This is a genomic window from Undibacterium sp. RuTC16W, assembly GCF_049339445.1.
GTDB lineage: Bacteria > Pseudomonadota > Gammaproteobacteria > Burkholderiales > Burkholderiaceae_D > Undibacterium.
Genome location: NZ_JBMPPE010000001.1, coordinates 854,756 through 868,167 on the forward strand (window position 1 = coordinate 854,756; position 13,412 = coordinate 868,167).

15 protein-coding genes are annotated in these 13,412 nt (G+C 49.4%); 14 read left to right on the forward strand and 1 reads right to left on the reverse strand.

Features of this window, described 5'->3' with window-relative positions:
• Positions 1–142: 142 nt before the first annotated feature.
• Positions 143–1,300 carry an iron-containing alcohol dehydrogenase gene (locus ACO0K4_RS03750; protein WP_422955253.1) on the reverse strand — a complete coding sequence of 386 codons (1,158 nt, stop codon included), beginning with the start codon at positions 1,298–1,300 and terminating at the stop codon, positions 143–145.
• A 116-nt stretch (positions 1,301–1,416) separates the two neighbouring features.
• Between ACO0K4_RS03750 and ACO0K4_RS03755 the strand changes: the two genes are divergently transcribed.
• The 14 genes from ACO0K4_RS03755 to atpG all read left to right on the forward strand — a co-directional run bounded on the left by ACO0K4_RS03755 (position 1,417) and on the right by atpG (position 13,403).
• Positions 1,417–2,178, forward strand: coding sequence for a sulfite exporter TauE/SafE family protein (locus ACO0K4_RS03755; protein WP_422955254.1), 762 nt, complete (start codon positions 1,417–1,419; stop codon positions 2,176–2,178).
• Between the two features lie 38 nt (positions 2,179–2,216).
• Complete coding sequence (locus ACO0K4_RS03760) at positions 2,217–3,152, forward strand: hypothetical protein (RefSeq protein WP_422955255.1); 936 nt, start codon at positions 2,217–2,219, stop codon at positions 3,150–3,152.
• A gap of 149 nt (positions 3,153–3,301) precedes the next feature.
• Positions 3,302–5,245: a tRNA uridine-5-carboxymethylaminomethyl(34) synthesis enzyme MnmG gene (gene mnmG / locus ACO0K4_RS03765; protein ID WP_422955256.1), complete on the forward strand. Its 1,944-nt coding sequence runs from the start codon at positions 3,302–3,304 to the stop codon at positions 5,243–5,245.
• The gene (gene rsmG / locus ACO0K4_RS03770; RefSeq protein ID WP_422955257.1) at positions 5,242–5,898 is read left to right on the forward strand and encodes a 16S rRNA (guanine(527)-N(7))-methyltransferase RsmG; all 657 of its coding nucleotides are present in this window, start codon (positions 5,242–5,244) and stop codon (positions 5,896–5,898) included. Before mnmG ends, rsmG begins: the two co-directional genes overlap by 4 nt.
• A 33-nt stretch (positions 5,899–5,931) precedes the next feature.
• Positions 5,932–6,723 carry a ParA family protein gene (locus tag ACO0K4_RS03775; RefSeq protein WP_422955258.1) on the forward strand — a complete coding sequence of 264 codons (792 nt, stop codon included), beginning with the start codon at positions 5,932–5,934 and terminating at the stop codon, positions 6,721–6,723.
• Positions 6,723–7,616, forward strand: a complete 894-nt coding sequence (locus tag ACO0K4_RS03780; protein ID WP_422955259.1) for a ParB/RepB/Spo0J family partition protein — start codon at positions 6,723–6,725, stop codon at positions 7,614–7,616. Before ACO0K4_RS03775 ends, ACO0K4_RS03780 begins: the two co-directional genes overlap by 1 nt.
• A gap of 15 nt (positions 7,617–7,631) precedes the next feature.
• Positions 7,632–8,174: an RBBP9/YdeN family alpha/beta hydrolase gene (locus ACO0K4_RS03785; RefSeq protein ID WP_422955260.1), complete on the forward strand. Its 543-nt coding sequence runs from the start codon at positions 7,632–7,634 to the stop codon at positions 8,172–8,174.
• Between the two features lie 168 nt (positions 8,175–8,342).
• Positions 8,343–8,681 (forward strand): ATP synthase subunit I, encoded by a 339-nt coding sequence (locus ACO0K4_RS03790; protein WP_422955261.1) that lies wholly within the window; start codon positions 8,343–8,345, stop codon positions 8,679–8,681.
• 2 nt (positions 8,682–8,683) lie between these two features.
• A complete protein-coding gene (atpB, locus tag ACO0K4_RS03795) occupies positions 8,684–9,514 on the forward strand; it encodes a F0F1 ATP synthase subunit A (protein WP_422955262.1) in 831 nt (276 codons plus the stop codon).
• Between the two features lie 80 nt (positions 9,515–9,594).
• The gene (gene atpE / locus ACO0K4_RS03800; RefSeq protein WP_110254369.1) at positions 9,595–9,837 is read left to right on the forward strand and encodes a F0F1 ATP synthase subunit C; all 243 of its coding nucleotides are present in this window, start codon (positions 9,595–9,597) and stop codon (positions 9,835–9,837) included.
• 64 nt (positions 9,838–9,901) lie between these two features.
• Positions 9,902–10,372 (forward strand): F0F1 ATP synthase subunit B, encoded by a 471-nt coding sequence (locus ACO0K4_RS03805; protein WP_422955263.1) that lies wholly within the window; start codon positions 9,902–9,904, stop codon positions 10,370–10,372.
• Positions 10,373–10,374: 2 nt separating this feature from the next.
• The gene (locus ACO0K4_RS03810) at positions 10,375–10,908 is read left to right on the forward strand and encodes a F0F1 ATP synthase subunit delta (protein WP_422955264.1); all 534 of its coding nucleotides are present in this window, start codon (positions 10,375–10,377) and stop codon (positions 10,906–10,908) included.
• A gap of 52 nt (positions 10,909–10,960) precedes the next feature.
• The gene (gene atpA / locus ACO0K4_RS03815) at positions 10,961–12,502 is read left to right on the forward strand and encodes a F0F1 ATP synthase subunit alpha (RefSeq protein ID WP_422955265.1); all 1,542 of its coding nucleotides are present in this window, start codon (positions 10,961–10,963) and stop codon (positions 12,500–12,502) included.
• Positions 12,503–12,533: 31 nt separating this feature from the next.
• Positions 12,534–13,403, forward strand: a complete 870-nt coding sequence (gene atpG / locus ACO0K4_RS03820; RefSeq protein ID WP_422955266.1) for a F0F1 ATP synthase subunit gamma — start codon at positions 12,534–12,536, stop codon at positions 13,401–13,403.
• The last annotated feature ends 9 nt before the right edge of the window (positions 13,404–13,412 follow it).

Consider the following 13,412-nt stretch of genomic DNA (forward strand, 5'->3'; position numbering starts at 1 on the left):
CAGTCAAAATAGTGCGGTTGTACATTGAGCAGCCCTGAAGCGCACTATCCATGCGCCTTCTGGCAGGGACAGGCTGGAGAGGCGCATAAACATTGCGCGTCCAGCCACCCTTCTCATTTATCGCTTTTTATATCAACAGACTTTAGAGCGCTGCAGCGTAAATCGCACGGGCATCGGCTAAGCTGACCTCTCTCGGGTTGTTGCCTAGCAAACGGGTCTGTAGCATGGCATCGTTCGCCAGTTGGTCCAGGTCATTGGTCGTGATGCCGACTTGCCGCAATTGCGTTTCTATCCCAACCCGTTGCGCCAGCGCTTCCATCGCATGGATCAGGGCGGAACTCCGGGCTTCGTCACTACCTTCTGCACTTGGTGCAATGATGCTGGCGAGCTCGGCATACTGTCCCGCTGCATTCGGTGCGTTGAAGCGCAATACGTGGGGTAAGACCAGTGAGTTGGACAGACCATGGGGGACATGAAAGATGCCGCCGATCGGGTACGCGAGGGCGTGTACCGCGGCGCACGGCGCATTGGCAAAGCATTGTCCCGCCAGCATTGCTCCCAGTAACATGGCCTGGCGGGCGGCGAGATTGCTGCCATTCGTGCAGGCTTCGTCAATATTTCCCCAAAGTAAAGTCAGTGCCTGACGTGCCAGCATATCGGATAAGGGATTCTTTTTATGCTTGGTGGTATAGGCTTCGATTGCATGCACCATGGCATCGATACCTGTTGCCGCGGTGACTTTAGCCGGGAGTCCTATCGTCAGTTCTGCATCGAGAATGGCGATGTCTGCATACAGCTGCGGAGCGACTACCCCCATTTTTGTTGTCGCCCCGGTGGTGACGATGGAGATGGGCGTCACTTCAGAACCGGTGCCTGCTGTCGTTGGAATCTGGATCAAAGGCAGGCGTTGGCCTTTGACATTGCCGATGCCGTACATACTGCCGAGCGCCTGGGTGCTGCCTGACAATACGGCGATTAGCTTTGCCACGTCCATGGAGCTGCCGCCGCCAAAGCCAATGACCAGTTCGATCTCTAATTTTTCTGCGCTGCTGACGGCGTGAAGCACTACGGCTTCTGGCGGATCTGCGACTACGTCGGCAAATACACTGACGTGCAAGCCGCGTTGCTCCAGATTGGCAATCGCCGGCGCTATCAGACCAGTCCTTAAAAAGCCTGCATCTGTCACTATTAATACCCGTTTGATCTCGGGATAATGTTGCGTGATGATATCGCCCAATTGCTTGGCAGCGCCGGTCTGGCTGATGAGATAAGGGACGGTACGAAAATCAAAATTGTTCATGGTCAGGCTTCTCCTCTTGAGTCTTATTGTAGCAAGACTTGCTATGCTGTTAGCTTGAATAGAATTCAACTATTTGCCATCCGATGAGGATTGGCTTTGCGTAAATATTAATAAAAATGACAGATATCTTATTACTTGGTGGTGCCGCCTTTTTTGCTGGATTGGTTGATGCGGTAGTTGGTGGTGGTGGGCTGATACAGCTTCCTGCCTTGTTCGTGGCCTTACCGAATGCGGCTCCTGCAACTTTATTAGGTACCAGTAAGCTTGCGGGAATTTGGGGTACTACGGTTGCTGCCCGGAATTATATGAAGACAGTGAGAGTGCGCTGGGCGATGGTGCTACCTGCTGCTTTGGTCGCATTTGTCTTATCGTTTGCCGGTGCATTTACGGTAACTCATTTGCCGCCGACATATCTGCGTAAGGCCTTGCCATTCATTCTGGTGGCGGTAGCACTGTACACATTTAAGAAGAAAGATTTTGGTACGTCACATACACCTTTATTCAATGCGGATAAAGAACGCTGGATGGCGATGCTGGTGGGTGGCGGGATTGGTTTTTATGATGGTTTTTTCGGTCCTGGAACGGGTAGCTTTTTAATGTTCCTATTCGTCCGTTTGTTTGGATATGACTTTCTGAGCGCCTCAGCTGTTGCTAAAATTATCAATGTTGCGTGCAATGCGGCAGCTTTGTTGTGGTTTGGTTACAGCGGACACATTATTTGGCAAACAGGTTTAGCCATGGCGGTTTGTGGAGTGTTAGGATCGTTGTCTGGTAGCCGCATGGCAATTAAATATGGCAGCGGCTTCGTCCGAAAGATGTTCTTGCTGGTAGTGCTGGCGCTGATTTGCAAAACAACTTACGATGGTTTTATTAGATAACGATTTGTTTCACGTGAAACAATAACAAAGGGACGGACGTGGCATATTCAGATGCAGTCATATTTCAGCGTACGGATTTAGGTAAGGCAGAAATTAAAAATAAGCAGCATGGCTTAACGCAAAGTGAGCGCCTGGTACTGATTATTGCTGATGGCGTCAGCTCTTATGCCGAGTTGCGGGCTAAGTTGAAAAGCCTGGTAAAAGAACGATTTGACCGCGCGCTGCGCAGTTTGTCGGACAAGGGACTGTTGTATGAAGTGATGTTTCCGCTGGATAACCAGATGCCTGATATTGTTGAGGCAGATGCGATGGATCGCTTTCTGCGTCAAGAGGATTCTGATCCGGTCTCGGTGCTTTCTTTTCAGCCGGAGGAGGAATACGGCAGCGATGATTTGCGCGCTCAGGGTTTGGTGCCGCTGGATGAGGTTGAAGAGGTGGAGGTCGGTGAGCCTGTGCCGCCATATCCCGATTTGATTGAGAATACGATTGATCGCCTGGAAGAACCGATTATCTATACTCAGGAAAAGGTTTCGACAAGAATTGAGACTGCACATACGGCTGAGCCTGAGCAGGCAGGGCAGTTATCCGAGGTTGATTTTTATCTGCCGCTGACACTGCCATCCCCTGAAGTTCAAGCTCAGTCCCAGCCCCAGCCTGTAGTTTCGCCTGTAGAAAAAATAGCACCATCAGAACCGGTGTTGATTAAAGAACTGCCGGTCAAAACGATCATTGCTCCCGTGGCTGAGTCTAAGGTTCAGCCTGTGGCTGCCAGTAAGCTGCCAGAGCAAACCATAAAAAAGCCGCCGGTAGTGATACAAAAATTTCCGGAACCAAGGCCACCAAAGCCGGTTGTTCAGATAAAGAAAAAGACGTCCTTGCTCGATTATCTGGACTCTCGTTATTCCTTGTTGCTGGTATTGCTGGGTTTACTTCTTGCGTTCATGCCAGCTCTCACAAAATTCCTAAATAAATAGACTCGTAGATTTCACCGTCATAATGTAGATGTTTCACGTGAAACATCTAATGATCGATTTGATTGAAATTATTGATCAGCGAAGAATTTAAGCAAAAAACCTCTATAATCGTGCCTCCCTGAGAAATCCAAAAAAAGCAGATATTTCCTATGTATTATCCAAAAGAATTCGATGTCATCGTGGTTGGCGGCGGTCATGCCGGAACTGAGGCGGCTTTGGCTTCGGCTCGTATGGGGCAAAAAACCCTGTTGCTGACGCATAACATTGAGACTTTAGGCCAAATGTCTTGCAACCCGTCTATTGGCGGCATAGGAAAAGGTCATCTGGTTAAGGAAGTTGATGCCATGGGTGGTGCCATGGCAATTGCAACCGACGAGGCGGGCATTCAGTTTCGCATTTTGAATTCGTCTAAAGGGCCTGCAGTACGGGCGACCCGCGCTCAAGCAGACCGGATTTTGTACAAGCAAGCGATACGTAGCCGCCTGGAGAATCAGCCAAATCTCTGGCTGTTCCAGCAGGCGGTAGATGATTTGCTGGTTGAGGGTGACCGGGTGGTCGGTGCGGTAACGCAGGTCGGCATCCGTTTTCGCAGCCGTTCGGTAGTGCTGACGGCAGGGACTTTTTTAGACGGAAAAATTCATGTTGGCCTGAATAACTACTCTGCTGGTCGTGCTGGTGATCCTCCTGCGGTTTCCTTGTCGAATCGCTTGAAAGAACTGGCTTTGCCGCAAGGACGTTTAAAAACTGGTACGCCACCACGTATAGATGGCCGTAGTATTGATTTTTCGGTCATGCAAGAGCAGCCGGGTGATCTCGATCCGATTCCGGTGTTTTCTGTCATGGGCAATGTGGCGATGCATCCGCGTCAGTTGCCATGCTGGATTACCCATACGAATGAACGTACTCACGACATTATTCGGGCTGGTCTGGACCGTAGCCCAATGTACACCGGTGTGATCGAAGGAGTGGGACCGCGTTATTGTCCGTCGATTGAAGATAAGATTCATCGTTTTGCCAGCAAAGAATCGCATCAGATTTTTCTTGAGCCTGAGGGAATGACCACCAACGAATTTTATCCAAACGGTATCTCAACGAGCTTGCCGTTTGATGTGCAGCTGGAATTAGTGCGGTCTATGCGTGGCATGGAGGACGCTTATATCCTGCGCCCTGGCTATGCGATTGAATATGATTATTTTGATCCGCGTGGTTTAAAGACTTCGTTAGAGACACGTCAAATTCAGGGCTTGTTTTTCGCGGGGCAAATCAATGGCACCACTGGCTACGAAGAAGCGGCTGCCCAAGGGATGCTGGCCGGCTTGAATGCCGCCTTGATGACACAAGGTCGTGACGCTTGGGTACCACGCCGTGATGAGGCTTATCTTGGCGTGCTGGTCGATGATTTGATTACTAAAGGTGTGCAAGAACCTTATCGTATGTTCACCAGCCGCGCCGAATTCCGCCTGAGTCTGCGTGAAGATAATGCAGACATGCGCTTAACTGAAATCGGACGTCAGCTTGGCTGTGTCAGTGATGCGCAATGGCAGATGTTTGAGAAAAAGCGTGAGGCTGTCTCACGTGAAATGGAGCGGCTGCGGTCGACCTGGGTTAATCCACGTATTGTGGCCGACGCAGAAGCGGAGCGCATTGTGGGCAAGGCGCTGGAACGTGAATATTCACTGGCGGACTTATTGCGTCGTCCTCACGTGACTTATGCAAATTTGATGAGTATGCAGGGCAGTGAAGGTCAGGCATTAGCTGGCCCGGGCGTCACTGATGATGCGGTCAGAGAGCAGGTTGAAATTCAGGTCAAATATTCTGGCTACATCGACAGGCAGGCAAAAGAAGTGGAGCGTCACGCGCATTTTGAGAATTTAAAGATGCCTGCCGGATTTGATTACCTCGATGTGAGCGGTCTATCCATTGAAGTTAAACAAAAATTAAATAAACATCAACCGGAAACTCTGGGGCAATGCGGACGTATCTCCGGTGTGACGCCGGCTGCCATTTCGCTGCTTCTGGTGCATTTAAAAAAACGTGGTTTTAAAGGCTTTGCGTCAGCACCTGAATTGAGTGTTGCAGGTGAGGACGTATGAGTGGATTTGATGCCGTTGCATTGAGAGCTTCATTAGCGGAAGGTGTTCAGGCTTTACCACTGACCCTGAGCGATGCGCAGCTCGATCAAATGATTGCCTATTTAGCATTGTTGTCAAAATGGAATAGTGTCTATAATTTAACATCTATTCGCGATCCCAAAGAGATGGTAAGGCAGCATGTGCTGGACTCCTTGTCCGCCGCCGCTGCATTTAAAGATGCTCGCAATGTTCTGGATGTCGGAGCGGGCGGTGGTTTGCCCGGCATGATACTGGCGATTGTTTATCCTCACATCCGTATTTCCATGATCGATACCGTCAGTAAAAAGACGGCATTTTTGAACCAGGCAAAAACCGAATTAGGACTGAGCAACGTCACGGTATACACCAATCGAGTGGAGTCATTACAGCTCGCTGATAAATTTGACGTGATTACTTCACGTGCTTTTTCAGAGCTGAATAATTTTATTAACTGGTCGGAGCATTTGCTGGCAGACGGTGGTATTTACATCGCTATGAAAGGGGTGTCGCCCGATCAGGAAATCGAGCGTATGCCAAAAGGCTGGCAAGTGCAGGCAATACAGCCTTTATCCGTTCCAGGCATGGATGCAGAGCGGCATCTGGTATTCATTCACAAAACGATTGCTGAGCTTTGATTTCTTTCTCACGTAAGCTTATTTAAAGTGACTATGGCCAAAATTTTTTGTGTCGCCAATCAAAAAGGTGGCGTGGGTAAAACGACGACGACGGTAAATCTTGCCGCAGGACTTGCCAAACTTGATCAACGTGTTTTACTGGTGGATCTGGATCCTCAGGGCAATGCCACGATGGGCGCAGGGATCAATAAAGCCAAACTGACCTCATCGATTTATGAGGTTTTGCTCGGGATGTCGGATGTCGCCACAGCGCGTCAGCGCTCTGAAGCAGGGCAGTTTGACGTCTTGCCAGCCAACCGTGAACTAGCCGGTGCCGAAGTCGAAATGGTCGAGTTGGAAAACAGAGACAAACGTCTGCGTGATGCCTTGAGCAAAGTGAGCGCTGACTATGACTTCATTTTGATCGATTGCCCACCTGCTTTATCCATGCTGACATTGAACGGTTTATGTGCTGCACATGGTGTGATTATTCCTATGCAGTGCGAATACTATGCATTGGAAGGTTTGTCCGACCTGGCCAATACGATTAAAAAAGTATCCGTGAATTTGAATCCCGATCTGAAAATCGTCGGTCTGTTACGCGTGATGTTTGATCCCCGGATGACTCTGTCGCAGCAAGTCTCTGATCAGCTCGAGCAGCATTTTGGCGATAAAGTCTTTAAGACGGTGATTCCTCGTAATGTGCGTCTCGCGGAAGCGCCATCCTATGGCATGCCAGGTGTGGTGTTTGATCCAGCCTCGAAAGGTGCGCAGGCGTATATCGCTTTTGGCGCAGAGATGGTTGAAAGAATTAAATTGTTAGAAACTCAGTCGGATACAAAGTAATGGCAACGAAAAAGCAAAAGGGTTTGGGACGCGGCTTGGAAGCCTTGTTCGATGGTGCCGGTGATTTTAGTGAGGCGGTGCCAACGGTTGCCGGTGCGCCAAGCAGTCTGCCGATAAGCCAGATGCAAGCCGGTAAATACCAGCCTAGAACCCGCATGGATGAAGGTGCCTTGACTGAACTAGCCAGTTCGATCAAGGCGCAAGGATTGATGCAGCCGATTCTGGTGCGGCCAATCGGTCAGACAAATGGTGTTACCCGCTACGAAATCATTGCGGGTGAGCGTCGTTTCCGTGCATCGCAAATGGCTGGTCTGGACGAAGTACCTGTTCTGGTCAAAGATGTCGACGATCAGGCTGCGGCGGCGATGGCCTTGATTGAGAATATCCAACGCGAAGATCTGAATCCGCTTGAAGAAGCGCAAGGCATCCATCGTTTAATTACTGATTTCAGTTTTACACATGAGCAGGCGGCCAATGCGGTGGGGCGCTCGCGCAGTGCGGTGTCTAATTTATTACGCTTGTTGAACTTAGCGAAACCGGTTCAAACCATGCTGATGGCAGGCGACATTGATATGGGACATGCACGCGCACTTTTAGCGACGGACGCAGCGACCCAGATACAACTTGCCAACCAGGTAGTCGCGAAACGTATGTCTGTGAGAGATGCCGAAAAACTCGTCACCCGGACGACAGCAGAAATGAGCGCGCCAGCCAAAACACGCGACAAAGCCGAAAAATCACGTGACATCACTCGCCTGGAAGAAGAGTTATCTGATTTGCTCGCCACGCAAGTTACTTTAAAAATGGGCAGCAAAGGACGCGGGCAAATGATCATTGATTTTGCTGATCTGGACAGTCTCGACGGCGTCATTTTAAAAATTCGCGGCCAATAAAAATCGCCACAAACGATGAATATTCTCTTGCTCCCCGGTTTATATAACTCTGGCCCATCCCATTGGCAAAGTCTGTGGGAGCAACAATACCCCGGAGCCGTAAGAGTGCAGCAACAAAATTGGGATCAGCCAGATCGTCAGACCTGGCTGACCGGATTGACTGAGGCCATTAATCAAGTCGATGGCCCTGTCGTGCTGGTTGCCCATAGCCTCGGTTGTGCGCTTGCTGCTTGGTGGCTTAGTCTGGGAATGCCAGGTATTGAGCATAAGGACCGGATTAAGGGAGCTATTCTGGTTGCGCCACCTGATGTAGAACGCATTGAATTTCCGGCAAAAAGTTTTGCGCCTATGCCCAGAACGGCATTCAACCTCGATGTTCTGGTCGTTGCGTCAGACAACGACCCCTGGTGTGATATCGCTGTTGCCCGAGAATGGGCACATGCCTGGCGCGCTGATTTTCACTGTATTGGTGCAAAAGGACATATCAACGGAGATTCTGGCTTAGGAGCCTGGGAGCAAGGCCAGCATTGGCTTGCCGAGCTGATTGGCAAACACTGAAACGCACCAATGTCTCTTTTTGATGCATCGCATCAAACGTTTGACGATAAGACGCACTACCACGTATAATTCCGTGGTTTTGGTTGGCGCATAGTTGTGCTGGCTCAAACGAAGTGGTGGTTTTTTAGTTCTTATCAAGTACCATCAGCAAAATAAAGAGGAAATAGCATGGCGCGTATCGTCCTGCTGCAACTACTGGCAACGATTGTGGTTGCCGTACTGGCAGCGTTAATCGCTGGCACTTCCTCCGGAATATCCGCATTATTAGGCGGCTTGTGTTGCGCAATTCCCAATGCTTTGTTTGCTGCACGGCTTTATGCCAGTGCCAAAAAGCCCGGAGGCGCGAACCCGATGACGTTCTTCATCGGTGAATTTGTCAAAATTACGTCAACAGTTGCGCTCATGGCGGCAACTGTTTATTTGTACCATGATGTGAATTGGCTGGCGTTCGTCGCTGCCTTCATCCTGGTCTTGAAAAGTTATTTCATCTTACTCTTTAGGCATTGATCATGAGCTCAGCTGAACAAGTCACTCCGTCAGAATATATAGCCCATCACCTCGGGCACTTGACTAACCACGGCCATCAGGCGCAAACGTCCTTGTGGGACATGTCGTATGTCAATATTGATACGGTCATCTGGTCAGTCGTTTGCGGCTTGCTGGGTTCTTTCATTATGTACATGGCTGCACGCAAGGCAACTTCCGGTGTACCTGGCCGTTTTCAATGTGCAGTTGAAATGCTGATCGAAATGGTGGACAACAACGCAAAAAGCATCGTTCACGGCAATACCAGTTTCATTGCCCCTATGGCTTTGTCGGTGTTTGTCTGGGTTGTGTTGATGAACTCCCTGGATTTCCTGCCAGTTGATTTATTTTCTCAATGGTTGTTCCCGGCGCTTGGCCTGGATCATGAAATGCCACACCGTGTTGTTCCTACGGCTGACTTGAACGGTACTCTGGGTATCTCCATCGGTATCTTTGGCCTGATGATGTATTACAGTTTCAAGATTAAAGGCGTAGGTGGCTTCATCAAGGAATTGTTCAGCGCACCGTTTGGCCCGATGATGTTCCCGTTTAATTTTTTGTTGAACGTAGTTGAATACGCAGCGAAAACTTTCTCGCTTGGTATGCGGTTGTTCGGCAATATGTTTGCCGGCGAATTGTTGTTCTTGTTGATTGCAGCTTTGCTGGGTGCATCCGATTCCATTTTGGGCGGTATTGGTCATTTGGTACTGGGTTCTGCATGGTCTATCTTCCACATTCTGATCGTACCTCTGCAGGCATTTATTTTCATGATGCTGACCCTGGTGTACATGGGGCAGGCTCACGAAGCGCATTAATTTGAGTTTCAGGTTTATATGGTTTTTGGTTTTGTTATTTGGTTTGGTATTTTAATTTTTAACTTTTAAGGAGTTTTCTCATGACTAACGTCGCTTTCGTTGCTTTGGCTTGTGGCTTGATTATCGGTTTGGGCGCTTTGGGTGCATGTATCGGTATCGCTATGATGGGTGGTAAATATCTGGAAGCATCTGCTCGTCAACCAGAATTGATGGAAAAACTGCAAGGTAAAATGTTGTTGTTGGCTGGTCTGATCGATGCTGCGTTCATTATCGGTGTTGGTATCGCTATGTTCTTCGCAACTGCAAATCCGTTCAAAGGCTAATTGATTTTCCTTTTCCTACCGCAGACTTTGTCTGCGGAACGATCGATCTGATAAGGAAACAACTATGAATCTTAATCTATCAATGTGGTACCAGGCAGGGGTGTTTTTCATCCTTGCTCTGGTGACTGCAAAATTCATCTGGCCGCCAGTGATCGGCGCCATTGATGAGCGCATGAAAAAAATCGCGGACGGATTAGCAGCAGCCGATCGCGGTCGTGCTGAGATGCAAGCGGCTGAAAAACGTGTGCAAGCCGAATTGGCCGGTGCTCGTGATGAAGGTCAAAAGCGTATCGTTGACGCAGAAAAACGCGCTCAACTGATCATCGAAGAAGCTAAAAATACAGCCTCCGCTGAAGCCGCACGCATTCTTGCCGCAGCTAAAGCAGAAGCCGATAATCAAGTGACTAAAGCACGTGAAGAATTGCGCGACCAGGTTGCCACTCTGGCAGTCAAAGGCGCAGAGCAAATTCTGAAACGTGAAGTCAACGCGTCAGCTCACGCTGATTTGTTGAACCAACTGAAAATCGAGCTGTAATCATGGCCGAACTCGCAACGATCGCTCGTCCTTACGCAGAAGCATTGTTCCGTGTTGCTCAGTCCGGTAACCTGTCCGCCTGGTCGGAACTGGTTACCGAGATGGCGCAAGCTGCAGCACACCCGGATGTAGTCGCTCTTGCTCACAATCCAAAAGTCTCCGCTAGTCAAACAGCTGAGGCTTTCTTGTCTGTGTTGAAATCCCCGGTGAACGACGAGGCGAAGAATTTCGTCAACGCACTCACTGAATATGATCGCTTAACCCTGTTGCCTGAAATCGCTGCTCAATTTCAAGCTCTGAAAAATGCGCAAGAAGGCGCAGCAGATGCTCAAATTATCAGCGCATTTGAATTATCGGCAGCCCAGGTAAGCGATCTGGCGACAACGCTGGAAAAGAAATTTGGCCGCAAATTGCACCCGACCGTCACAGTGGATAATTCCCTGATCGGTGGCGTGCGTATCGTGGTTGGTGATCAAGTGTTGGATACGTCGGTTCGTGCCAAGCTGCAACAGATGCAAGTCGCCTTAACAGCTTAAATTCGCTGCGTAAATTGCACGAGCAAGTACTGAAACAATTTTAGGAGTTAGTATGCAACTCAACCCATCAGAAATCAGTGAGCTGATCAAGAGCCGGATTCAAGGCCTTGGCACCAGCGCTGAAGTTCGTAATCAAGGTACGGTTATTTCCGTTACCGACGGTATCTGCCGCATCCACGGTCTGTCTGACGCGATGCAAGGCGAGATGCTGGAATTCCCAGGCAACACATTTGGTCTGGCATTGAACCTGGAACGTGATTCCGTCGGCGCCGTTATTCTCGGTGACTACGAGCACATCTCCGAAGGCGATACAGTCAAATGTACCGGCCGTATTCTGGAAGTGCCTATCGGCCCGGAATTACGCGGTCGCGTAGTGAATGCGCTGGGTCAGCCTATCGACGGCAAAGGTCCTATCAACGCAAAAATGACAGCACCGATCGAAAAGATCGCGCCTGGCGTTATTGCTCGTCAATCTGTTTCTGAGCCTATGCAAACGGGTATCAAATCAATTGATGCGATGGTTCCGGTTGGTCGTGGTCAGCGTGAATTGATCATTGGCGATCGTCAGACTGGTAAGACAGCCGTAGCGATTGATGCGGTCATCAATCAAAAAGGCCAGAACGTTACTTGTATCTATGTAGCGATCGGTCAAAAAGCGTCTTCCGTGAAAAACGTTGTGCGCGCTTTAGAAGCACACGGCGCGATGGAATACACCATTGTTGTTGCTGCGACAGCGGCGGAATCTGCAGCGATGCAATTCGTTTCCGCTTACTCCGGCTGCGCGATGGGTGAATACTTCCGTGATCGCGGCGAAGATGCACTGATCATTTACGATGATCTGTCCAAACAAGCTGTGGCTTACCGTCAAGTGTCCCTGTTGCTGCGCCGCCCACCAGGCCGTGAAGCATATCCAGGTGACGTGTTCTACCTCCACTCACGTTTGCTGGAACGCGCTGCTCGCGTGAACCCTGACTACGTTGAAGCCTTCACCAAAGGTGAAGTCAAAGGTAAAACCGGTTCATTGACAGCATTGCCTATCATTGAAACACAAGCGGGTGACGTTTCTGCTTTCGTTCCAACCAACGTAATTTCGATTACCGACGGTCAGATCTTCTTGGAAACTTCCTTGTTTAACGCCGGTATCCGTCCTGCGATTAACGCGGGTATTTCCGTGTCACGTGTTGGTGGTGCTGCTCAGACTAAGGTCATCAAAAACCTGTCCGGTGGTATCCGTACTGACTTGGCGCAGTATCGTGAATTGGCTGCGTTTGCGCAGTTTGCTTCCGATCTGGACGAGTCCACACGTAAGCAACTGGATCGTGGTGCACGCGTTACTGAATTGCTGAAACAAGCACAATATGCTCCTTTGTCGATCTCCCTGATGGCCGCTTCCCTGTTCGCAGTGAATAAAGGTTACTTGGATAACGTCGAAGTGAAGAAAGTATTGGCTTTTGAAGCCGGTCTGCACAACTACCTGAAAACTAGCCACGCAGCATTGCTCGCTAAGATTGAAGAAACCAAGCAACTCGACAAAGATGGCGAAGCCGTTTTAGCCGCAGCTGTTGCTGATTTCAAAAAATCTGGCGCGTATTGATTCTTAACTCGAGCAGAAGGAGTAAGAACCGATGGCCTCAGGTAAAGAGATACGTGGCAAGATCAAAAGTGTAGAAAACACGAAAAAGATCACGAAGGCGATGGAAATGGTCGCCGCATCCAAAATGCGTAAAGCGCAAGACCGGATGCGTGCAGCCCGTCCCTACAGTGAGAAGATTCGTAATATCACTTCGAATTTGTCACAAGCGAATCCTGAGTACACGCATCCTTTCATGGTCCAGCAAGATCAGTCCAAGAAGGTCGGACTGATCGTTGTGACGACAGACAAAGGTTTGTGCGGTGGCTTGAATACGAACGTATTGCGTTTGGTCACCAGCAAGTTGCGTGAACTCGAAGCGAAGGGTTCAAAAATTGAAGCGGTCGCAATTGGTAATAAGGGTCTCGGCTTCCTGAACCGGATTGGCGCTAAAGTCGTGTCGCACGCAGTGCAACTCGGCGATACACCGCATCTGGATAAACTGATCGGTCCAGTGAAATTGTTACTGGATGCGTATCAGGACGGTAAGTTGGATGCAGTCTACCTGTCTTACACCAAGTTCATTAACACCATGAAGCAAGAGCCAGTGCTGGAGCAATTATTGCCCCTGACGGCGGACAAACTGGCAGCAGATAAAAACACCCATACCTGGGATTATATCTACGAGCCAGATGCGAATGCGGTGATTGATGAATTGCTGGTACGTTATGTTGAAGCGCTGATTTTTCAAGCAGTAGCAGAAAACATGGCATCTGAACAATCGGCTCGTATGGTAGCGATGAAATCAGCCAGTGATAATGCAGGTAATGTGATTGGTGAACTGAAACTGGTTTACAACAAAACCCGTCAAGCTGCGATTACCAAAGAGCTTTCCGAGATCGTCGCCGGCGCGGCAGCGGTCTAAACGAATTTT